Raw genomic sequence first — 20273 nt, 5'->3', positions numbered from 1 at the left:
CTAGAAGCGGTCAGGGAATGCCTCGTGCGGAGGCGGTCAGCGCGGGTCGGGCAGACCGGCGGCGGCAGCGGCGGCGGCCTCGTCGAAGATCTCGAGCAGCGGCTGGGCCCCGTCGCGGGCGGCCCATCTGCTGAGCGAGGTGTTGAGCACCGCCGCTGCCGTCGCCAGCAGCAGCGACGGGAACAGGTCGTTCTCCGCGTCGGCGCCGGAGCGCTCGGCGATCGCCGCGATCATCGGCTCGTGCGAGCCGTAGCTGAGGGTCGTGGCCCGGACGAGCAGCGACGGATCGCCGTGGATGATGCGCAGCCGGGTCAGCCATTCGCCGCGGTCCCGCTCGATCTCGGCGAGTTCTTCCCGGACGGTCGCGATGAACGCGGGGAAGGAGCCGAGCCCGGCCGGCTGCGCGAGGAACCGGGCGATCGTCCGTTCGGCCCGCTCCGCGTGGTCGGCGTACGCGAGCACCACCGCGTCCTCTTTGGCCGCGAAGTAGTTGAAGAACGTCCGCGCGGACACGCCGGCCTCGGCGGCGATGTCGTCGACCGTGACCTGGTCCAGACCACGTTCGTCGATCAGCCGGAGCGCGGCGAGCGCGATGGTGCGGTGGGTTTCGAGCTTCTTGCGCTCGCGGAGTCCGGGAGGAGGCATGGGGCCAGCGTAACTGGATCTTGCAGAGTCTGCAAAGTTGCAGTTTGTGAAACGGAGCACCTCGTGCCGGGCCGCTACGGCTTGGCGCGCCCGGAAGCGACCGCGACCTTGCTGGCGTTGATCATCTCGGTGACGATGCGCCGCCCGCCGATGTCCAGCATGTGCTGGGCGATGACCCGTTTGCGTTCGTCCTCGTCGGTCGCCCGGTCCGCGCAGGCGCTGCTGACCGCCTTGAGGTGCTTTTCTTTCTCGCGTTCGGTGAAGCGGTCCGCGCTGCGGATGTAGTTGCAGGTGAACCTCTCGATTTCGGCCAGCTGGAGCAGCACGATCTTCGGCATGACCACGGTCGTCAGCCACGCGGACTGGGCCACGGCTCCGTGGTCGTCCAGCGCCTCGTCGATGATCTTGCGGAGCCGTCCGTAGCGCTGCCCCAGTCCCAGCGCGCTGTGCTCCTTGCCGGACTTCCGCGTCGCGAGCTGCACGCGGAGCAGGACCGGGCCGCCCAGCCCGGCCGCGATCCCGCCGCCCAGCCCGCCGGACCAGGTCCCGGAGCGGTCGAGCAGCGGCAGCACGAGCACGAACGCCACCAGCGTGGCCAGCAGGTCGAGCCCGACGCGGGCGGCCAGCCAGCCGAGGATCCCCGATCTGCGGTAGGCCAGCGGTTTGGTCAGCGACGAGTTCAGCTCGATCACGGTCACGGCGGCCGACAGCGAACCCGCCGACAGGAACCCGGGCATCGTGGCGGTCATTCGCCGCCTCCGATGAGCGAATCGGCGACCTGCTTGCGGTAGCGGACGCCGGATCCCGGCCCGTGCTCGTCGCGTTCCGTCTCGAGCAGTCCCAGCCCCAGAAGGCGTTTGACCGAGTTCCTCGCGCGGCTCGGCGGCAACGCGGTCGCGCTGCACAGCTGCGCCAGGTCCAGCGCCACGCCCTGCTTGGTGCGCCGGAGGATCTGGATTTCGTCCGCGTGGAGCAGCAGGTTCAGGATTTCGCGATTTTCCGCGGGGCCGCCGGGTTCCCCGCGGGCGTGGACGGCCTGTTTGGCGGCCTCCTCGCGCAACTGGGTCAAGGCCCGCGAACTCTTCGCCATGACTTCCCGTTCGCGGCGGCGCACCGCCAGGCGAGAGATGATCACTCCGAGGATCGCTGCGAGCGAACTCAGCAACGCGCTCGCGGCGGAAACCCACGCATTCACCATCAGGCCGCCCTCCTCCGTCGAACGTTCATCACAGGTCGCGGCGCGCCCGCTGCGCGTTACACGCACGGCAGGGCGCCTCGCGCCGGGCCCGGAACGGAATGGCAGACTCGCCCACTGTGAGCGGAACGGTGCTGGTGCTGGGCGGACGCAGCGAAATCGGAACGGCGGTGGCCATCCGGCTGGCGCGCGGCGGGGCGCGGAAGTTCGTGCTGGCCGCGCGGCCGGGCGCGGAGCTGAGCGAGCAGACCGCCGCCCTGCGCGAGGCCGGGGCCGAAACCGTGGCGACCGAGGACTTCGACGCCGACGACCTCTCCGCGCATCGCCCGCTGCTCGACCGCGTCGTCGCCGAGCACGGTCCGCTTGAGACAGTCGTGCTGGCTTTCGGCATCCTCGGCGACCAGGCCCGCGCGGAGACCGACGCGGCGCACGCCACCGCGATCGTGCACACCGATTACGTCGCTCAGGTGTCGGTGCTCACTCACACGGCGGAACTGTTGCGCGCCCAGGGCTCCGGAAACCTGGTCGTCTTCTCGTCGGTCGCCGGGATTCGCGTGCGGCGGGCGAACTACGTGTACGGCTCGGCGAAAGCGGGGCTCGACGGGTTCGCTTCCGGGCTTTCGGACGCGTTGCACGGCACCGGCGTGCACCTGCTGCTGGTCCGCCCGGGCTTCGTGATCGGCCGGATGACCGAAGGAATGTCTCCCGCTCCGTTCTCCAGCACCGCCGATCAGGTCGCCGACGCGACCGTGGCCGCCCTGCGCCGCCGCCGCGAAGCGGTGTGGGTGCCGGGAGTGTTGCGCTTGGTGTTCGCGGCGATGCGGTTCGTGCCGCGCGCGGTGTGGCGGCGGATGCCGCGCTGAACTCCCTGTGCCCGAAGGGGTACCGGCTGTCGCGGCGCGCTCGGCCGAACGGGCAGCATCACATCTTCGCGACAGGTTTCTCAGGCTATTCCCAGCTAACGCGGTGATCCTCGGACGCGGGGGTCGAAATCCGTCCCCGGGGAAGCGAGGAACCGGCCGTGCTGATCACGTCCCGGGGCCGCCGGATCGGCGGCCGTGCGGTGCTCGGGGTGGTGTCCACCGTGGTGCTGGGCGTCACCGGATTCGCGTGGTCGCAACTGCACCGGCTCGACGCCAATCTGGTCACCGCCGACGTCATCGCGCCTTCCGCGCAGGTCCCGGACGCCCCGGCGGGCGAACCGCTCGCGGTTGCGCAGAACATCCTGTTGGTAGGTCTCGACTCCCGTACCGGACCGGACGGGAAACCGTTGCCGCAGAACGTGCTCGACGCGTTGCACGCGGGCGGCGGGGACGACGGCGGCAACACCACCGACACGATGATCGTGGTGCACGTCCCGGTCGGCGGCGCGGCGGCCACCGCGATCTCGATCCCGCGCGATTCCTATGTGGACATTCCGGGGTACGGCAAGCACAAGATCAATTCGGCGTACAGCCGCGCTCGCGCCGATCAGCGGGGAAAGCTCGCACAGCAAGGAATGAGCGGGCCGGAGCTGGAGGTGGCCGCGGACGCGGCCGGGGCGAAGTCGGCGATCGCGGCGGTGGAGAAGCTCACCGGGCTCACCGTCAATCACTACGCCGCGGTCAATCTCGCCGGGTTCGCCGCGCTGAGCGAGGCGGTCGGCGGGGTGCAGGTGTGCCTGAAAGCGCCGGTGCACGATTCGTTCTCCGGAGCGGAGTTCCCCGCCGGAGTGCAGACCATTTCGGGAACTCAGGCGCTTGCCTTCGTCCGGCAGCGGCACGGCCTGCCGAACAGCGATCTGGACCGGATCGCGCGGCAGCAGGCGTTCATGTCGGCGATGGCGAAGACCGTCCTCGGCTCCGGCACGCTGACCGATCCGTCGCGGCTTTCGTCTCTTGTGGACGCTTTGCAAGGTTCGGTCGTTCTCGACCAGGGCTGGGACCTGCTGAGCTTCGCCCAGCAGCTGCACGGCCTCAGCTCGGGCGCGATCGCGTTCGGCACGATTCCGGTGCAAAGCCTGTCGCTGGCCACCCCGTCCGACGGGGACGCGGTCAAAGTGGACCCGGCGCAGGTGAAGGAATTCGTGCGGGCACAGATCAGCTCGCCGGACGTCGCGGCGTCCGGGGGAACGGCTGACCCGGGCACGGTCCACCCGTCGTCGAGCCGCGGCATGGTGCGGCCGATCGCGGAGACCACGACGCCGACGCCGCCCGCCGGCTCTCCGGCGCAGCCGAAAATGACGACGGCCAGCGGGTGCGTGAACTAGTCCCGGCGCCCGATCAGGTGGTTCCGCCGCCGCGTAAGCCCAGGCAGCCGGGCCGGACGTTGATCTTGGCCGTTGCCCGGGCGGGCCGGGCGCAGTAACGTCAGGCACCGACCGAGTCCATGGGGGCGGCTGGTGACGGTGGCTTTCGGCTTGCTCGGCCGGGTCACGACGGAGATCGACGGGCGACCGGCCGAGATCGGCCATGCGCGCCAGCGGCTCGTGCTCGCCGCGCTGCTGGTCGACGCCAACCGCACGCTCGCGCCCGGCCAGCTCATCGACCGCGTCTGGGGCGAGGCGGCCCCGGCCGGCGCGATCAAGACGCTGCGCAGTTACCTCGCCCGGTTGCGCACGGCGCTGGCCTGCGCCCCGGCGGAGATCGAACGCGGGTCCGGCGGCTACCGGCTGGTCGTCGAGGACGAGCAGGCCATCGACCTCCGCCAGTTCGCCGCCCTGGTCGCCAAGGCGCGCACCGCCGCCGACCGCGCGACCGCCGCCGGCCATTACGCGCGGGCGCTCGGGCTGTGGCGCGGCGAGGCACTGGCCGGAATGGACTCGAACTGGGCGGAAGAAGTCCGCAACCACCTCGCCCAGCAGCGCGCCGCGGCCGAACGCGACCACGCGGACCTGGCCCTGCACCTGGGCAAGCACGCCGAGCTGCTGCCCGAACTGCTGACCGCCGCCCAGCACCAGCCGCTGGACGAGCGCCTGGCCGGGCAGGTGATGCTGGCGCTGTACCGGACCGGCAGGCAGAGCGAAGCGCTGGAGCATTACCGGCGGCTGCGCCGGCACCTCGCCGCCGAACTGGGCACCGGGCCCGGCACCGCGCTCGAACAGCTGCACCACCGGATCCTGGCGAACGACCCGCGGCTGTCCGGACCGGGAACCGGCGAACCCGCCCCGAGCCCGCGGCCGGTCGTCCCGCGCCAGCTGCCCGCGCCGCCCGCGTGGTTCACCGGCCGCGACGCCGAGCTGACGGCACTGACGACAACGTTCGCCGCCGCGCGCGAGGCGGGCACGGTCGGCATCGCCGCGCTGAGCGGGGCGGGCGGCATCGGGAAAACGGCACTGGCACTGCACTGGGCGCACGGCAACGCCGCGGACTTCCCGGACGGGCAGCTTTACGCGAACCTGCGCGGTTTCGAGGCGGACGCGACACCGGTGTCGTGGACGTCGGTGCTGCACGGATTCCTCCACGCACTGGGCGTCCCCGGCGACGCACTGCCCGCCGATGTCGACGCTCAAGTCGCGCTGTACCGCAGCACGATCGCGGGCAAGCGGATCCTCGTCGTCCTCGACAACGCCCGCGACACCGCGCAGGTCGCGCCGTTCCTGCCTGGCGACCCGGCCTGCACCGTGCTCGTGACGAGCCGCGACCGGCTGGCCGGGCTGGTCGCTTCGCACGGCGCGCATCCGCTGCGGCTCGACGTGCTGCCGCCGCCGGCGGCTCGGGCGCTGCTGCGGAAACGAGTCGGCGAGCGCAGGCTGGAGGAAGACTCCGCGGCGGCCGCGAAACTGTTGCGGCGCTGCGCCGGATTCCCGCTGGCGCTGAGCATTCTCGCCGGCCGCCTCGCCGCTCAACCGACGCTTTCGCTGGCCTCTCTTGCCGACGCGCTGTCCGGCATCACCGCCCGGCTGGCCGCCTTCGACGACGGCGAGCCCGGTGCGAGTCTCCCGGCGGTGCTTTCCTGGTCGTTCACCGCGCTGACCGAACAGCAGGCGCGGGTGGCCGAACTGCTGGGACAGGCGCCGGGCCCGGACATCGCGGCGCCCGCCGCCGCCAACCTGTGCGATCTCCCTCCCGCCGAAACCGACTCGGTTCTTCGTGCGCTGGAACGGGTTTCGCTGATCCAGGACGCCGGTTCCGGCCGCTACCGGATGCACGACCTGGTCCGGCTCTACGCCGCCGGCCGGACCGCGCCGGACCCGGCCGCACAGCGCAGGCTGCTCGACTTCTACACCGGCACCGCACTGGCCGGGAACAAGGTGCTGCATCCGCACGGCGTGCTGGTCAAGACCGGAGCACCCGAGCCGGGCGGGCATCCGCATCCGCACCCGCTGCGCGACCGGGCGGCCGTGCTCGCCTGGTTCGACGCCGAGCACGCCAATCTGCTCGCCGCCCAGCGGTCGGCCGCCGAACACGGCCTGCAGCACACCGTGTGGCAGCTGGCCTGGGCGCTGACCGCCTACCACCACAGACGGGCCCGCCTGCACGACGACCTCGCCGTCTGCCGGGCCGCGGCGGACGCGGCGGGCCGGCTGACCGAGAGCGCGGTCCAAGTGGTGACGAACCGGCGGCTCGGCCTGGCGTGCGCGCGCGTCGGCAGACACGACGAGGCCGAATCCTGCCTGCACCGGGCCTTGCGGCTCGCCGAGCGCGCGGGCGACGTCTCCGCGCAGGCCATCATCGAGCACAATCTCGCGCAGGCGTGGGAGCTTCGCGGATGCGACCGGCGCGCGCTGGAGCACGCTGTCCGGGCGCTGCAGCGTTTCGAAGCGCTGGACAACCCGGTGTGGCACGCGCAGGCGCTCAACGGCGTCGGCTGGTATCTCACGCGCCTCGGCGAACACGACCAGGCCCGCGTGCACTGCGAGAAGGCATTGGCCCTCTACCGGGAACAGGGCCACGTCGGGGCCGCGGACGCGTTGGACAGCCTCGGCCACATCGCCCACCACACCGGCCGGTACCCCGACGCGCTGGACCGTTATCACGAGGCGCTGGTGGTGTACCGGGACGCGGGCAACACTTACATGGAAGCCGATACCCTGGACCACCTCGGCCACACCTACGCCGCGCTGGGCGAGCCCGGGCAGGCGCGGGAAGTCTGGAGCCGCGCCCGCGAGCTGTACCGCGCGCAGGGCCGCACCGGGCTGGCCGACGGCTTGACGGAGCTGATGCGAGCCCCGGCGCGGGTCCGCTGAGCAGCAGGCAACGTTTGTTCAATCTTTGTTCAACCCTCTCCGGTTAGCGTCGCCGCGGTCAGGAATTCGCGGTTTCGGACGCGGGGGAGCGGCCGCCGCGCGATTCCTTCGTTTCTGGCGTGCCGGGCGCGAGCGCGGCCCGCCATCGGGGAAAGGAAGAACCATGAAAAAGCTGCTCACGGCCGCGTCCGCGGTCGCTGCCGCAGTGACGCTGGCGGTGCCGCTGACCGCGAGCGCGGCCCCGGCGAGCCCGCAGGGCTGGGTGTACTACCACTGCACCAACAGCTACGACTGCGTCCTGCCGTTCAGCGCGCCGGTCGGGGGCCAGCTGACCTACAGCGTCCAGGTCAGCGGCGGGGTGAGCCAGCCGGTCGCGGTGTCGCTCGACGTCACCGTGCAGGACCCCGGCAACTGCCACCCGACCGTCTACCCCGACGGCCAGTACCGCAGTTTCACCTGCCACGACGAGCAGATCGGCGGGAAAATGGTGCTTCGCGCGTACGCCGGCGGCACTCACGATTACGAACTCGGCGTTTTCCTCTGAGGGGGGCGAAATCATGAGCACCGCTTTCGATCTCGACCCGCAGGTGCGGGGGAGCAACTGGGCGGAGTATTTGCGCGCGGGCTCGGCCGCGCTGCCCGCGATGACGCCGTTCGTGACGGAATCGGGCATGTGCAGCGCGACCGACGGCTACGGCTGCGACCAGTCGCTGTGCCACTGCGAAACCCACCAGGGCTGCGGGCCGACGTTCTCGTGCACGACGCAGACCTGCGACGGCACGACCGGCCAGCCCTGCGCCTGCTGACCGGGTGAGGTGATGCGAGACCGGGACGTCCTGTTCGGCAGCGGGCTGGCGCCCCGGTCCGAAACGGCCGGTGCGGGCGGCCGGACGCCGATCCGGCGGCTGCCCGCGCTGGTCGGGCGCACCGCGGCGCTGGCGTGGCCAGCCGACCGCGGTGCGTTCGGCGCGCTCGTGACCGCTCAGGTGCTCGCCGGGGCGGCGACGGCGGCCGCACTGTTCACCGCGCAACGGTTGATGGCGGCGGTCGTCGCGGGGACGCCGTCGGCGTTCGTGCTGCCAGTGGCTGTGCTCGTCGCCGCGGCGGCGGTGCGCGGGCTGGGCCAGGCGGTGGCGACCGCGGCCGGCGGCCGGCTGGGTCCGAAGGTTTCCCGTGCGGCGCAAGAGAAACTGCTCGCCGCGGTCGCCGGGGCCGAACTGCTGGCGGTCGAGGACTCGGAGTTCCAGAACCTGGTCGCGTCGGCGCGGCGAGGGGCGGATTCGGCGCAGCGCATCGTCGAGCGGGCGGTCGGGCTGAACGGCGTGCTGCTGGCGATGACGGCGGCCGCGGCCGCGCTGGCGGCGTTCAGCCCGCTTCTGCTCCCGGTGCTGGCGCTGGTCGTCCTCGCGCACGTGTGGGGAGCCGGGCGCACCGCCGGGTCCCGGTTCGCCTCCGCCACCCGGCGGACCGAGCACACCCGGCAGCTGGACCAGCTCGCCATGCTGCTGACCAACCGGTCCAGCGCCGAGGAGGTCCGGGCCAACCGGCTCGGCGGGTTCCTGCTGCGGCATTACCGGCGGCTGGCACTGGACGCCGAGCGGGAGCAGGCGCGGCTGGCCAAACGGGAAGCCGGAACCCAAGTGCTGACCGGCGCCATTGCCGGTTTCCTCGGGTTTCTGGGGTACGGCGCGCTGGCCTTGCTGGTGCTCGCCGGACGGCTGCCGCTCGCGTCGGCCGCTGCGGCGGCGATCGCGATCCGGGCGAGTTCGGCCAGCGCCGGTGCGCTGGTGCTGTATCTGCGGCAGGTGTACGAGGAGAGTCTTTACTTCCAGCGCTGGGAAGAAGCGTGCGGGCAAGCCGCGCGAGAGGCGATGGCGACTGGTGCGCGCACTCCAGCCGCGAACGGCGAGATCGTCGCGAAGGGGCTGCGATTCTGCTACCCCGGACGCGACGAACCCGCGCTCGACGGAGTCGACTTGTGTCTCCGGCCGGGCGAGGTGGTCGCTTTGGTGGGAGAGAACGGCTCGGGAAAGTCCACTGTGGCCAAAGCGCTCGCCGGGCTGTACCCGCCGGCCGGCGGTTCGCTGTGCTGGGCCGGAGTTCCGTACGCCCAGCTGGACCGGGCGCAGCTCGCCGACCGGGTCGCGGTGCTTTCGCAGAGCTTCGTGCAGTGGCCGTTCACCGCGAGGATGAACGTCGGCGTCGGCCGGGTCTCGCGCGAACCCGCGCCGGATTCGCTGGCCGCCGCGGCGGGCGAAACCGGCGCGGCGCAGGTGATCGACCGGCTCGCGCACGGCTGGGACACGCTGCTGGCCAGGGAGTTCTGGGGCGGGGTGAACCTCTCCGGCGGCCAGTGGCAGCGCATCGCACTGGCCAGGACGTGGTTCCGCGACGCGCCGGTGCTGATCGTGGACGAGCCGACGGCCGCGCTCGACCCGGCGGCCGAGATCGGCGTCTTCGACCGGATCGGCGGGCTCGCCCGCGCCGGGCGCACGGTCGTGCTGATCACCCACCGGCTCGCCTCGGTCGCCGCGGCCGACCGGATTTACGTGCTGCACCAAGGAAAAGTCGTCGAGCAGGGCACGCATTCCGAACTGCTCGCGGCGGGCGGCCGGTACGCGTCGCAGTACCTGCTGCAGGCCGAGCAGTTCGGCGCTACGGAAAAGAGCGGACAGTCATGACTGAAGACCGCGGCTTCGGCCACCCCGCGCACGCCATCGCCCGGCTGACCAGCCTGTCCACTTCGGACAGCCTGCCGCGCGTGCCGGATTCACTGGACTCGGAAGCCGAGCTGCGCCGGTTCCTCTCCGAGGTGGCCGGGCATCCGGTGCTGTTCGAGGCGATCGCCGTCTCCAGCACCGGATTGGCCGACGCGGTACGGAAAATCGCGTCCGGCGATCCCGGCGTCCCGCTCAAACGACTGCGCCGGGTGGCGCTTTCGGCCGCCCGCTACCGCACCCGCATCGTCCACCGCCCGACGCCGTTCGGCCTGCTCGCCGGGGTCGCCGAAGTCCGCTTCGCCGACACCGCCAAGGCGCGGATCGGCACCGCGCACCGCAAACGCGTCCGGGCGGACCTCGAATGGCTCACCGGTGTGCTCGACTCCTGCGAACCGGACGCGCTGGCCAAGCTCCGCGTGGTCGCGAACGACCTGTGCTTCCGCCGGGGCGACCGCCTGATCCTCCCGTTCTGCCGCGCGGACGGCGAAAAACCGGGCGCGGACGACCGCGAGCAGACGGTGCGGCACACCGCGGCGGTCCGGGCCGCACTGGCCGCGGCTGCCCGGCCGGTGCCGTTCGCCGAGGTCGCCGACCGGCTCGGCAGCGAGTTCCCCGAGGCCGGGCCGGAAACCGTGCACGGCATGCTCGCCGAGCTGGTCCGCATGGGATTCCTGCTGACCGGCCTGCGCCCGCCCTCCGGCGCCGACGATCCGCTGCACCACGTGCTCGACGTCCTCGGCGGGCACGACGACCTCCGCCCGATCTCGCGGCTGCTGGAGGACTACGAGTCCGCGCCGTTCGGCACCGGTTCCGAGCAGTGGGAGACCGCAGTCGCGCGCATGCGGAAGCTGCACGTCAACGAGCGGCCGGTCAAGGTCGACCTCGGCATCGACGCCGACCTCGTGCTGCCCGCCGCGGTTCCCGAAGAACTCGCCCGCGCGGCCGATGCCGCCTGGCGCTCGCTTCCGGCGACGTTCGCGCCGATCCACCGCCTCGCCGAATTCCACGCCGAGTTCGTCGGGCGGTACGGCTACGACGCGATCGTGCCGATCCAGGAACTGCTCGACCCGCACCGCGGCCTCGGCGCGCCGGCCGGCTACCTCCAGCCGCCCGCGCCGCACCGCGGTCCCGAGCGGCCGAGGACTCAGGACGAACGGCGCGACCAGGTGCTGTTCGACCTCGTCCAGCGCACGAGCGGCCGGGAGATCGTCCTCGACGAGGACGTCGTCTCCCGGTTGTCCGGGCACCGCGAGCCGCCGTCCTGCCCGATCGAGGCTTGTGTGCAGGTGCTGGCGGAGTCCGAGGAATCCTTGCGGGAAGGCGATTTCGGACTGGCCGTGATGCCGCTGAGCTACACGCTCCCCGGCGGGATGTTCGGCCGGTTCCTGCCGCTGCTGCCCGGGCTGCGCGACGTGGTCGCCGAATCGGGTGCGGCCCGGCCCGGCGCGGTGCCCGCGCAGCTGACCAGCGTCCTGACCCGGTCGCGGTTCGCCAACGTCGCCCAGGTCCCGTCGCTGACCGAACGCAAACTGGCCGTCGGGGTCTTCGCCGACCGGCCGGCCGAGGAAGGGCTCGCCGACCTGGCGGTCACCGCGGACGGGGACCGGCTGGCGGTGCTCAGCCTGCGCACTGGCGAGGAACTGGTGCCGGTGCTGTTCCACGGGCTGAACCCGACGATCAGCATGCCGAACGCGGTGCGCCTGCTGGTCGACATCGGCGAGTACCAGTCCCCGCCGTGGCCGTTGTGGCATTGGGGAGCGGCGGGGCAGCTGCCGTACCTGCCGCGGGTCCGGTTCGGCCGGACCGCGCTGTCGCCCGCGAGGTGGCGGCCGGACGCGGCGCTGCTGGACAAGACCGTGTCGTGGCGCGAGTGGTCCGAATCGCTGCGGCGCTGGCGCGACACCCGGCGCGTCCCGGACCTGGTCGAGGCCACCCGGACTGATCACCGGCTGCGGCTGGACCTCAGTTCCGAACTGGACCGCAGGCAGCTTTTCGACGAACTGCGCAAGGAACCCGGCACAGTGCTGCAGGAAGAACCGTTCGACGGTGCCTTCGGTTCGGGCTGGACGGGCGGCCATGCCACGGAGATCGTCGTCCCGCTCCGGCCGAAGACTCCGCCTCGTCCGGCGCGGCCACAGTGGACGGCCGAGCGGCTAGCCGTGGCCTCAGCCCGCTTTCAGCGCGACGACTGGCTCTCGGTCAAGCTGTACGCCGAACCGTCCGCACACGAGGAATTGCTGGCGGACCACGTTCCGGCGCTGGTCTCGGCGGTAGGCGCGGATCGGTGGTTCTTCTTGCGCTACCAAGACCCGCGCTCCCATTTGCGGCTGCGGTTCCACGGCGACGCGCTGCCCGAGGTCCGGGCGTGGACCGAACGCCTGATCGCCGCCGGGCTGGCTCGCGAGTCCATTGTAGACACCTACCGGCCCGAGGTCAGCCGTTACGGGGGACCGGAGGCGATCTCCTTCGCCGAGGCGGTTTTCCACGCTGATTCGGAAGCCGTGCTGGCACAGCTGAACACTGGGCTTCCCCTGGATCTGCTGGTCGCGGCGAACTGCCTCGACCTGGCCAGCAGGCTCCACGGCGACGGCTGGGAGGACTGGCTGCTCACCGCCTACCCGAAGGACCGCTCGCACGCCGCGTTCCAGTCGCGTCGAAAGGAAGCGGTGCGGCTGCTTTCGCCTTGGGACGGCTGGCCGGATCTGCCCCGCGAAGTTGTCGAAGCCTGGGAACGGCGGGCTCCGCATCTCGAACGCTACGGCGAGGTCCTGCGCGAGCTGGCCGAGCGCGGGGCGATCGAATCACCGTCGGCGGCTTTCCGCGCGGTGCTGCACATGCATCACAACCGGCTGGCGGGAATCAGCCCGGCAGCCGAACGCAATTGCTGCGCGATCGCCCGCGGCGTCGCGCAAGCCCGTGCCGACCGGGAGCGGAACAGATGAACACGGAGCAGATGAACGCGAAATCGACGAACGCGAAATCAACGAACACGGTCGAGGCGATCGCCCGCACGCTGAGTTCTCCGGACGATGTCGTCGCCGTCACCGACGCGCCCGGCAACCGGATGTCCGCGCCGGGCGGCGACCGGTCGCCGTGGGTTCCGCTGTCCCTTTCGGACGGTTACCCGGCCATCGCGCTGCTGTTCGCCGAACTCGCCGCCGAGGACCCGTCGTACGAGCCGCTCGCGCACGAGTACCTGGCGCGGGCCATGGACGCCGGGCCCACCGCGGAGCCCGGCCTCTTCCGGGGGCCGGTCGCGCTGGCCTTCGCCGCGCACAACGCCGCCGTCGGTTCCGGGCGCTACCCGGTCCTTCTGTCCGCATTGGACGAAGCGGTCAGCGCGTCCGCGAAGGAGTACGCGAACCACGTGGTGCAGGGCCTGCGTCAGCTGGGCGTGGTCGGGTCCTGGCGCTACGACGTCATCTCCGGGATCACCGGGATCGGCCGCTACCTGCTCGCCCGAGGCGAGGAAGACGGGCTGCGCGCGGTGCTTTCCGCGCTGGTCGAGATCGCGGTGTCCGACGACGACGGCGACCGGCCGGGCTGGTGGGTGCTGCACGACGTGAGCCACGGGCCGAAGCAGGTGTCCGAACACCTGAATTTCGGGGTGGCGCACGGCATCGGCGGCCCGCTCGCCTTGCTCGCGCTCGCCTGGACGGCCGGGGTCCGGGTCGACCGGCACGACGAGGCGATCGCCGCCGTCGTCGGGCTGCTGACCCGGTGGCGCGCGGCCGACCAGGCCGGACCGTACTGGCCGAACTGGCTGGACGACCTCGACGGCGAGCCCCCGGCCGCCCGGATCCGCGACGTCTGGTGCTACGGCTCCGCCGGCTTGGCCAGGGCGCTCTGCCTGGCCGGGCGGGCGCTGGGCTCGGCCGAGTGGATCGCGGAAGCCAACGCGGCGTTCCGCGCGGTCCTGGCGACCGAAGGCGGGGCGATCCACGACTTCTCGCTCTGCCACGGCTGGGCGGGTCTGCTGCAGATCACCACCCGGATGGCCTGCGACACCGGTGCCCCCGGCTACTGGGCCGCGGCGGACGCGATGGCGGAGCGGATCTCCGCGGCGTTCGATCCGGACAAGCCCTTCGGGTACCACCTGGACCATCCGTCCGCGCGCCTAGGACCGGATCGTCCCGGTTTTCTCGACGGTGCCGCCGGAATCGCGCTCGCGCTGCACTGTCACGCGCGGCGGGCGGCTCCGCGCACGGAGTGGGACGCGGCGCTGCTGCTCGCTTAGCTGTGCTGGGCCAGCGGCAGCGTGATCGTGAACGCGGCCCCGCCTTCGGGGGCCGGACCGGCCGTCAGCGTCCCGCCCATCCGCGTCACCAGCCCGTGCGCCAGCGCCAATCCGATGCCGGAGCCGACCGGACGGCTGTCGCGGTAGCGGGCGTTGAGCACGCCGCGTTCAAACGCCACCGGGTAGTCCTCCGGCGAGAGTCCCGGGCCGCCGTCGCGGACCGACAGGTGCGCGTGACCGTCCGCGACCGCCAGCGCGAACACCATCGGCGCGCCAGCGGGCGTGACGCGCAAAGCGTTCTCCGCCAAGCCGTCCACGACCTGGTGCAGCCGCCGGGCGTCGGCGGTGACCATGACGGTTCCCGGGGGAGACTGCACGGTCAGCGGGACCTCCGAGCGGGCGCAGCGCAGCTGCCACACCTCCGCACAGTCCCGGACCAGCGCGGCGAGGTCGAGCGCGGCGAGGTCGAGCTGGAATTCGTCGGCACCGAGGCGAGCGAGTTCCAGCAGATCGGACACGAGCCGTTCCAGGCGTTGCGCTTCGCGGTGGATCGTCTCCCCGGCGCGGCGGGCGTCCGGGCCCTCGGCGACTCCGTCGGCGATCGCCTCGGCGAAACCGGTCACCGCGGTCAGCGGGGTGCGAAGTTCGTGCGACACCGACAGCAGGAATTCCCGTTGCCGGGCTTCGCTGTGGGCCAGTGCGTCGGCGAGTTCGTTCAGCGAGCCCGCGACTTGCGCGACCTCCGCCGGACCTTCGACCGGCACCCGGACGTCGCGCCGTCCCGCGCTGAGGCTGCCCGCGGCGGCGGCCGCGCGGCGGAGCGGGCGGCCGAGCAATCGCCCGGAAACGTATCCGGCGACGGCGGCGACCAAGAGCCCGATGCCCAGTGCCAGCAGGATGTTGCGCACCAGCGCGTGCTGCGTCGCCTCGGCGCTGCGCACCGGCTGCACGAGCGCGAACGCGGCTTGCGGGCCGACCGGGCGCACTTCCACGAGGTAGTCGACCCCGCCGATCGCGACCCGCGCCGAACGGTCCTTTCCGGACGTCAGCCCGGCTCGTTCCGCCGCGCGCACCGCGGCCGCCTGTCCGGAATTCTGGCCGTTGACCCGGTGCACGACAACCTCGATGCCCTGCCCCCGCACGACGGCGGCCACCTTGCCGATCGCGAGCCGGTTGCCGATGCCGGTCCCGTCGAGCTGCCCGGCGACGACGTCGGCCTGGTCCCGCAACGACTGCTGCAGCACCGAATCGGCGGTATTGCGGACCAGCCTGGACGCGACCAGCCCGGCCACGAGCACCGCGATCCCGGCGACCGCCAGGCACACCACGGTGATCCGGAGCGCGAGCGTGCCTTTCATCCGGCGTCCGCCGCGTAGCCGATGCCCCGGACTGTCCGAATTGGACTGTCTGCGCCGAGTTTCGCCCGCAGTTGCGCGACATGCACGTCCACTGTGCGGGTACCGGCCGCGGCGGCGTAGCCCCAGACCGCGCTGAGCAGCTGGTCGCGCGACAGGACTTGACCGGGGTGTCGCAGCAGGTAGGCGAGCAGATCGAATTCGGTGGAGGTGAGCGTGACCTCCGCCTGCCCCGCCCAGGCCCGGCGCCCCGGCACGTCGACGCGCACGCCGCCGCAAGCCAGCGTCGTGGCCGGGCTGCCGGACGCGCGGCGCAGCACAGTGCGCACGCGAGCGGCGAGTTCGCGGGGGCTGAACGGTTTGGTGAGGTAGTCGTCCGCGCCGATTTCGAGGCCCAGCAAGCGGTCCAGCTCGTCGTCGCGGGCGGTCACGAACAGCACCGGCGTCCAGTCGCCCGCCGCGCGCAGCGCCCGGCAGATCTCGATTCCGTCCATTCCGGACAGTCCGATGTCGAGCACCACGGCGACCGGCCGCAACCGGCGGATCGCCGCGAGCGCCTTCGCGCCGTCCGGCTCGACCTCGACCCCGAACCCGTCGCGCCGCAGGTAGAGCGCGGCGAGTTCGGCGATCGCGGTCTCGTCCTCCACGACGAGGACGAGACCGCGGCCAGCTGACCCCATGCGGGCTCCCGTTCCTCCGGCCGGCTACGTCGGGGGAAACGGTACGCGCGTCACCGCGAGCCGTCGCCCGCCATGTCGGACTGGATGGAGTCCAGCGTGGACTGGATGCTGCTCAGATCGCCGTCCGGCGCCGCCCCCGACGACGGCGCCGGACTGTCGTCGCACGCCACGCAGCCGAGCCCGACGACGGCGGCCGCGGCGGCGATCGCGATCAGCCGCTTCACTTGGGCGCCTGGCAGTGCGCGGCGGCGAACGCGTCGAGCTGCTTCGTCGCATTCGTCAGCTCGCCGATCCGGCTCTGCCGCTTGTCCGCGCGCTTCTGCAGCCGGTCGGCCTGCTCGTTGTGCCCCTTTGTACGGGCGTCGTTCGCGCGTGCCTTGAGGTTCGCGACCGATCCGGCGACCTCCGGCCCGCCGTTGATCCGGTTGGTCAGGTTCTGGGCCTGTTTGCGCAGTTTCGGCACCCAGGCCGTGCACATCTGCTGCACCTCCTGCGGGCTCAGCGTGACCGGGGCCGGAGCCGGGGCTGGGGTGTCCGCGCTGGCGATCGGCGCGGCCACGAGCAGTCCGGCCGCGATCCCGCAGCCCGCCAGTGCCAGCCGCCTCGTTCCTCGCATCGTTGTCGTCCTCCCGTGTCGGTGTTCCGGGGACCACCGTCGCGCGCGGGTGTACGAGGGGTGTGGGACGGATGTTCGGGTTCGGTAAAGCCTGCTGGCTCCGGGGAGTGTTACTCTCTTGCGGAGAGTGAGGAGGCCGCCGTGCTGGGAAATCCGTACGACCGCGACTGCCCGACGCGCCAGCTGCTCGACCGGATCGGCGACCAGTGGACGGTGCTGATCGTCGGCGCGCTGACGGACGGCCCGCTGCGGTTCACCGAGATCGGCAAGCGCGTCGAGGGAATCTCGCAGAAGGTCCTGACGCAAACGCTGCGCAGCCTGGTCCGCGACGGCATCCTCGTCCGCACCGCGTATCCGGTGATCCCGCCGAAGGTCGAGTACGAGCTGACCCAGCTGGGCCGCAATCTGGCCGAACCGCTGGAACTGCTGGACCGCTGGGCGCGCCGGAACATGGACCAGGTGACGGCCGCCCGCGCGGCTTACGACGCGGAGAACGCCGCCACCGCCTCGTGAGCGGCGGCCGCGTTTCCATCGGTCCGTCACTTGGTCGCCCAGGGGCGCCAGCTTTCTCATCGCATGCCGTTACGCTGCTTTACGATCTGTAGTCGGCAGGAATCGGGCGGTGCAGATGGCCGGGCGGGAATCGGACGGTGCCGACCGTTCAGGCGAGGGGCGGACCGGCGAAGCACGGAACCCCGCCGAGGTAGACCCGCCTTGAGAAGGCTTGACCGGCGCCGACCTGCACGCCGCGTGCATGAAAGCGGCGCAGGGCGGGGATCGGCGCGCTATGACGAAGCTTGTCGACGAGCTGACGCCGCTCGTGTGGCATGTCGCGCGCGCCAACGGGCTGGATCGGCAAGTGGCCGAGGACGTCGTGCAGACGGTGTGGCTCGCCTTGTTCAGCCAGCTCGCGAAGCTGCGCGATCCGCGCGCGCTCGCTGCGTGGCTGATCACCACGACTCGCCGTGAGGCGACCCGTCCCTACGGCAGGCGTGCGCAGCCGGTGCCGTTGTCGGACGAGGTGGCCGCGACGCTGGAGAGCGATCATCCCGCGCCTGAGGAGGAAGCCGTCCGCGCCGACCGGGACCGCCGGGTCTGGCGCGCCTTCCTCCGGCTGCCCGCACGCTGCTCCGGTGATCTCGTCCTGGACGCAACGGTGCACGCTCGGGACGAAGCTCAAGTCGTCCCGCGACTCGCTGGCGAATCTGGAAGCGCTGTCCTGCGACGAGGACGACGGTGCCAAGCTCATTGAGGAAGCCGTGACCGCTTCCCGCCGGAGACCGGAATCAACCCTCACGAGGGCTGTCGAAGCACATTCGTCAACGCATGCGCTTCCTTGAGCAGCAACGCCCCCAGCTCGCCCCGCCGCTCCGCCCGGAACCGGGACTCCACCCCGGTCAGCGTCAACGCCCACGCGGGCTCCCCGCTCGGCGCGAACACCGCCGCCGCCATTCCCCAGCTTCCCTCGACCACCAGCCCGGGGTTGGTCGAATACCCGTCCTCCCGCGTCCGCGCGATCCGGGCCCGCACGTCCTCCGCCCGGTGCGCCGGCCCCCACTCGGCCGTCAGATCCACTGTGGACAGATACTCCTCGACCTCCCGGTCCGGCAGCATCGACAGCACCACCAGCCCCGCCGACACCACGCCCAGCGGGAACCGCGCGCCCTCGTACAGCACGAACGACCGGATCGGGAAGTCGCCGTCCTCGCGCAGCAGGCAGACTGTCTCGTTGCCGCGGCGAGCGGAGAAGAACGCGCTCTCCCCGGTGGCTACGGCCAGCCGGTGGACGCTCGCGCGCGCCTGCTGCGTGACGTCGTAGCGCGGGGCCGCGGCCTCGCCCAGCAGGTACAGCTCCGGGCCCAGGTACCAGCGGCCGCTCTGCCGGTCGCGGTCGACGTAGCCCTCGGCGGCCAGCGATGCGAGCAGCCGGTGCACCGTCGGGCGGGCCAGGCCGCACCGGCGCGCCAGCTGAGAGGTCGACGCTCCGTCGCGGTAGGTGGACAATGCGCGCAGGACCGCGGACACCCGTCCGACGACGTGGTCAGGAGGCGAGGAGGGCACGGAAGAAGAGGGTACGTCCGCTCAGTGGACGCTTCGGGTGCGGGTGTTCGGTGCGCGAGAGGTTTGCCGGGGATCCCGGCGTGTCGGTTGACCCGTTTCGCCTGCGCTGGGTTGTATGCGGGGACTGACCACTCACCGAACGAAGTGGAGAGGATGCCGTGCCGACGAAGTACCGCAGCGCCGCGGAGGCCCTCGACGGGCTGCTCGAGGACGGGCTGACGATCGCGGTCGGGGGCTTCGGCCTCACCGGGAACCCGAACGACCTCATCGAGGCGGTCCGGGACTCGGGCGTGCGCGATCTGACGATCGTCTCGAACAACATGGGAGTCGACGGGGCCGGGCTCGGCATTCTGCTCGACAACCGCCAGGTCCGCCGGGTCGTGGCGTCGTATGTGGGCGAGAACAAGCTGTTCGCGCAGCAGTACCTCGACGGGACCGTCGAGGTGGAGTTCACGCCGCAGGGGACGCTCGCCGAGCGGATGCGGGCCGGCGGCGCGGGGATCCCGGCGTTCTACACCAAGTCCGGGGTCGGCACGCCGATCGCCGAGGGCAAGCCGCATGCCGAGTTCGACGGGGTCACCTACGTGCAGGAGCGCGGGATCGTCGCCGACCTATCGCTGGTGCACGCGTACGTCGCGGATCCTGCCGGGAACCTGATCTACCGGTACGCCTCGCGGAACTTCAACCCGCTCGTCGCGACCTGCGGGAAGGTGACGATCGCCGAGGCCGAGCAGGTTTCGGACGAGTATTTGGATCCGGAACGGATCACCACGCCGGGGATCTACGTGCAGCGGCTGATCCAGGCTACGGAGCGGGAAAAGCAGATCGAGAAGCGGACCGTGCGCGTGCGCGAGGAGGCGTCGGCGTGAGCTGGAGTCGGGACGAAATGGCCGCGATCGGGGCTCGCGAGCTGCGGGACGGCGATTATGTGAACCTCGGGATCGGGATTCCCACTCAGGTGGCGAATCACATTCCGGACGGCGTGCAGGTGACGTTGCACAGCGAGAACGGGATTCTCGGGCTGGGGCCGTTCCCTTGGGAAGGGGAAGAGGACCCGGACCTGGTGAATGCTGGGAAGCAGACTGTTACGTTGCAGCCCGGGGCGAGTTTGTTCGATTCCGCGGAGTCGTTCGCGATGATTCGCGGCGGGCATATCGATCTGGCGTTGCTCGGGGCGTTGCAGGTGGGGGCCAATGGGGATTTGGCCAACTGGACTGTGCCGGGGGCGTTGGTCAAGGGGATGGGCGGGGCGATGGATCTCGTCGCCGGGGCTCGCCGGGTGGTGATCATTACTGATCACAATGCCAAGGACGGGACGCCGAAGATCGTGGAGAAGTGCACGTTGCCGTTGACTGGGGCCGCGGTGGTGAATCGGATCATCACCAATTTGGCGGTGCTGGATGTTACTGAGGACGGGTTGAAGCTGGTGGAGTTGGCGCCTGGGGTTTCTCTGGAAGAGGTGCGGGAGAAGACTGGGGCGCCGGTCGCGGAGTAGCGGCGGGCGGCTCGTCGCCTGGCGGCGACATTGCGCCTCGGTGAGTTGGGGGCACCCCGAAGCCCATTGTGATGACGGACGGCGGGTGCTTGTCAAGGCGGG

General features: G+C 71.5%; 20 protein-coding genes. 12 read left to right on the top strand and 8 right to left on the bottom strand.

The features are described from left to right. Nucleotides 1-36: 36 nt before the first annotated feature. The 3 genes from ACWGIC_RS01635 to ACWGIC_RS01625 form a co-directional block, all read right to left on the bottom strand. Nucleotides 37-645 (bottom strand): TetR/AcrR family transcriptional regulator, encoded by a 609-nt coding sequence (locus tag ACWGIC_RS01635; RefSeq protein ID WP_452073947.1) that lies wholly within the window; start codon nucleotides 643-645, stop codon nucleotides 37-39. A gap of 74 nt (nucleotides 646-719) precedes the next feature. After that, nucleotides 720-1394 (bottom strand): hypothetical protein, encoded by a 675-nt coding sequence (locus tag ACWGIC_RS01630; RefSeq protein ID WP_452073946.1) that lies wholly within the window; start codon nucleotides 1392-1394, stop codon nucleotides 720-722. After that, a complete protein-coding gene (locus ACWGIC_RS01625) occupies nucleotides 1391-1843 on the bottom strand; it encodes a hypothetical protein (RefSeq protein ID WP_452073945.1) in 453 nt (150 codons plus the stop codon). The genes ACWGIC_RS01630 and ACWGIC_RS01625 overlap by 4 nt, the downstream gene beginning before the upstream one ends. A gap of 116 nt (nucleotides 1844-1959) precedes the next feature. On the opposite strand from ACWGIC_RS01625, the gene ACWGIC_RS01620 reads away from it, so the two are divergent. The 8 genes from ACWGIC_RS01620 to ACWGIC_RS01585 all read left to right on the top strand — a co-directional run bounded on the left by ACWGIC_RS01620 (nucleotide 1960) and on the right by ACWGIC_RS01585 (nucleotide 13964). Further along, a complete protein-coding gene (locus tag ACWGIC_RS01620) occupies nucleotides 1960-2703 on the top strand; it encodes an SDR family NAD(P)-dependent oxidoreductase (protein WP_452073944.1) in 744 nt (247 codons plus the stop codon). A gap of 158 nt (nucleotides 2704-2861) precedes the next feature. After that, nucleotides 2862-4088: an LCP family protein gene (locus tag ACWGIC_RS01615; protein WP_452073943.1), complete on the top strand. Its 1227-nt coding sequence runs from the start codon at nucleotides 2862-2864 to the stop codon at nucleotides 4086-4088. A gap of 132 nt (nucleotides 4089-4220) precedes the next feature. Then, the gene (locus ACWGIC_RS01610) at nucleotides 4221-7007 is read left to right on the top strand and encodes an AfsR/SARP family transcriptional regulator (protein ID WP_452073942.1); all 2787 of its coding nucleotides are present in this window, start codon (nucleotides 4221-4223) and stop codon (nucleotides 7005-7007) included. A gap of 163 nt (nucleotides 7008-7170) precedes the next feature. Beyond that, nucleotides 7171-7551 carry a hypothetical protein gene (locus ACWGIC_RS01605; protein ID WP_452073941.1) on the top strand — a complete coding sequence of 127 codons (381 nt, stop codon included), beginning with the start codon at nucleotides 7171-7173 and terminating at the stop codon, nucleotides 7549-7551. 13 nt (nucleotides 7552-7564) lie between these two features. Then, nucleotides 7565-7813, top strand: coding sequence for a hypothetical protein (locus ACWGIC_RS01600; RefSeq protein WP_452073940.1), 249 nt, complete (start codon nucleotides 7565-7567; stop codon nucleotides 7811-7813). Nucleotides 7814-7825: 12 nt separating this feature from the next. Beyond that, nucleotides 7826-9688, top strand: a complete 1863-nt coding sequence (locus ACWGIC_RS01595; RefSeq protein ID WP_452073939.1) for an ATP-binding cassette domain-containing protein — start codon at nucleotides 7826-7828, stop codon at nucleotides 9686-9688. Beyond that, the gene (locus tag ACWGIC_RS01590; RefSeq protein ID WP_452073938.1) at nucleotides 9685-12669 is read left to right on the top strand and encodes a lantibiotic dehydratase; all 2985 of its coding nucleotides are present in this window, start codon (nucleotides 9685-9687) and stop codon (nucleotides 12667-12669) included. The genes ACWGIC_RS01595 and ACWGIC_RS01590 overlap by 4 nt, the downstream gene beginning before the upstream one ends. After that, the gene (locus ACWGIC_RS01585) at nucleotides 12666-13964 is read left to right on the top strand and encodes a lanthionine synthetase C family protein (RefSeq protein ID WP_452073937.1); all 1299 of its coding nucleotides are present in this window, start codon (nucleotides 12666-12668) and stop codon (nucleotides 13962-13964) included. The genes ACWGIC_RS01590 and ACWGIC_RS01585 overlap by 4 nt, the downstream gene beginning before the upstream one ends. Here the strand turns inward: ACWGIC_RS01585 and ACWGIC_RS01580 are convergent. From ACWGIC_RS01580 to ACWGIC_RS01565, 4 genes are read right to left on the bottom strand one after another with little or no spacing between them, the layout of a single operon-like run. Next, the gene (locus ACWGIC_RS01580; RefSeq protein WP_452073936.1) at nucleotides 13961-15322 is read right to left on the bottom strand and encodes a sensor histidine kinase; all 1362 of its coding nucleotides are present in this window, start codon (nucleotides 15320-15322) and stop codon (nucleotides 13961-13963) included. The genes ACWGIC_RS01585 and ACWGIC_RS01580 overlap by 4 nt on opposite strands. Next, nucleotides 15319-15999, bottom strand: a complete 681-nt coding sequence (locus ACWGIC_RS01575) for a winged helix-turn-helix domain-containing protein (RefSeq protein ID WP_452073935.1) — start codon at nucleotides 15997-15999, stop codon at nucleotides 15319-15321. Before ACWGIC_RS01575 ends, ACWGIC_RS01580 begins: the two co-directional genes overlap by 4 nt. Nucleotides 16000-16049: 50 nt before the next feature. After that, entirely contained in the window at nucleotides 16050-16223 is a 174-nt protein-coding gene (locus ACWGIC_RS01570) for a hypothetical protein (RefSeq protein ID WP_452073934.1), read from the bottom strand. Beyond that, complete coding sequence (locus ACWGIC_RS01565; RefSeq protein ID WP_452073933.1) at nucleotides 16220-16615, bottom strand: hypothetical protein; 396 nt, start codon at nucleotides 16613-16615, stop codon at nucleotides 16220-16222. Before ACWGIC_RS01565 ends, ACWGIC_RS01570 begins: the two co-directional genes overlap by 4 nt. A 141-nt stretch (nucleotides 16616-16756) precedes the next feature. Between ACWGIC_RS01565 and ACWGIC_RS01560 the strand changes: the two genes are divergently transcribed. Further along, a complete protein-coding gene (locus tag ACWGIC_RS01560) occupies nucleotides 16757-17128 on the top strand; it encodes a winged helix-turn-helix transcriptional regulator (protein ID WP_452073932.1) in 372 nt (123 codons plus the stop codon). 211 nt (nucleotides 17129-17339) lie between these two features. Beyond that, entirely contained in the window at nucleotides 17340-17867 is a 528-nt protein-coding gene (locus ACWGIC_RS01555) for an RNA polymerase sigma factor (RefSeq protein ID WP_452073931.1), read from the top strand. A gap of 41 nt (nucleotides 17868-17908) precedes the next feature. Here ACWGIC_RS01555 and ACWGIC_RS01550 read toward each other — a convergent pair whose 3' ends face one another. After that, the gene (locus ACWGIC_RS01550; RefSeq protein WP_452073930.1) at nucleotides 17909-18676 is read right to left on the bottom strand and encodes an IclR family transcriptional regulator; all 768 of its coding nucleotides are present in this window, start codon (nucleotides 18674-18676) and stop codon (nucleotides 17909-17911) included. A 158-nt stretch (nucleotides 18677-18834) separates the two neighbouring features. Between ACWGIC_RS01550 and ACWGIC_RS01545 the strand changes: the two genes are divergently transcribed. Together ACWGIC_RS01545 and ACWGIC_RS01540 are read left to right on the top strand one after the other, a co-directional pair. Then, a complete protein-coding gene (locus tag ACWGIC_RS01545) occupies nucleotides 18835-19545 on the top strand; it encodes a CoA transferase subunit A (protein ID WP_452073929.1) in 711 nt (236 codons plus the stop codon). Next, a complete protein-coding gene (locus ACWGIC_RS01540; protein WP_452073928.1) occupies nucleotides 19542-20171 on the top strand; it encodes a CoA transferase subunit B in 630 nt (209 codons plus the stop codon). Before ACWGIC_RS01545 ends, ACWGIC_RS01540 begins: the two co-directional genes overlap by 4 nt. Nucleotides 20172-20273 lie beyond the last annotated feature (102 nt).

This window comes from Amycolatopsis sp. NPDC054798, from assembly GCF_053611505.1.
Note: the sequence above shows the minus strand (reverse complement) of the source record. Positions and strands in the feature narration are given on the sequence as shown.

Coding starts and splice junctions, on each gene's coding strand:
- ACWGIC_RS01635 (WP_452073947.1), bottom strand. CDS start 645: ATGCCTCCTCCCGGACTCCGCGAGCGCAAGAAGCTCGAAACCCACCGC.
- ACWGIC_RS01630 (WP_452073946.1), bottom strand. CDS start 1,394: ATGACCGCCACGATGCCCGGGTTCCTGTCGGCGGGTTCGCTGTCGGCC.
- ACWGIC_RS01625 (WP_452073945.1), bottom strand. CDS start 1,843: ATGGTGAATGCGTGGGTTTCCGCCGCGAGCGCGTTGCTGAGTTCGCTC.
- ACWGIC_RS01605 (WP_452073941.1), top strand. CDS start 7,171: ATGAAAAAGCTGCTCACGGCCGCGTCCGCGGTCGCTGCCGCAGTGACG.
- ACWGIC_RS01600 (WP_452073940.1), top strand. CDS start 7,565: ATGAGCACCGCTTTCGATCTCGACCCGCAGGTGCGGGGGAGCAACTGG.
- ACWGIC_RS01595 (WP_452073939.1), top strand. CDS start 7,826: ATGCGAGACCGGGACGTCCTGTTCGGCAGCGGGCTGGCGCCCCGGTCC.
- ACWGIC_RS01590 (WP_452073938.1), top strand. CDS start 9,685: ATGACTGAAGACCGCGGCTTCGGCCACCCCGCGCACGCCATCGCCCGG.
- ACWGIC_RS01585 (WP_452073937.1), top strand. CDS start 12,666: ATGAACACGGAGCAGATGAACGCGAAATCGACGAACGCGAAATCAACG.
- ACWGIC_RS01580 (WP_452073936.1), bottom strand. CDS start 15,322: ATGAAAGGCACGCTCGCGCTCCGGATCACCGTGGTGTGCCTGGCGGTC.
- ACWGIC_RS01575 (WP_452073935.1), bottom strand. CDS start 15,999: ATGGGGTCAGCTGGCCGCGGTCTCGTCCTCGTCGTGGAGGACGAGACC.
- ACWGIC_RS01565 (WP_452073933.1), bottom strand. CDS start 16,615: ATGCGAGGAACGAGGCGGCTGGCACTGGCGGGCTGCGGGATCGCGGCC.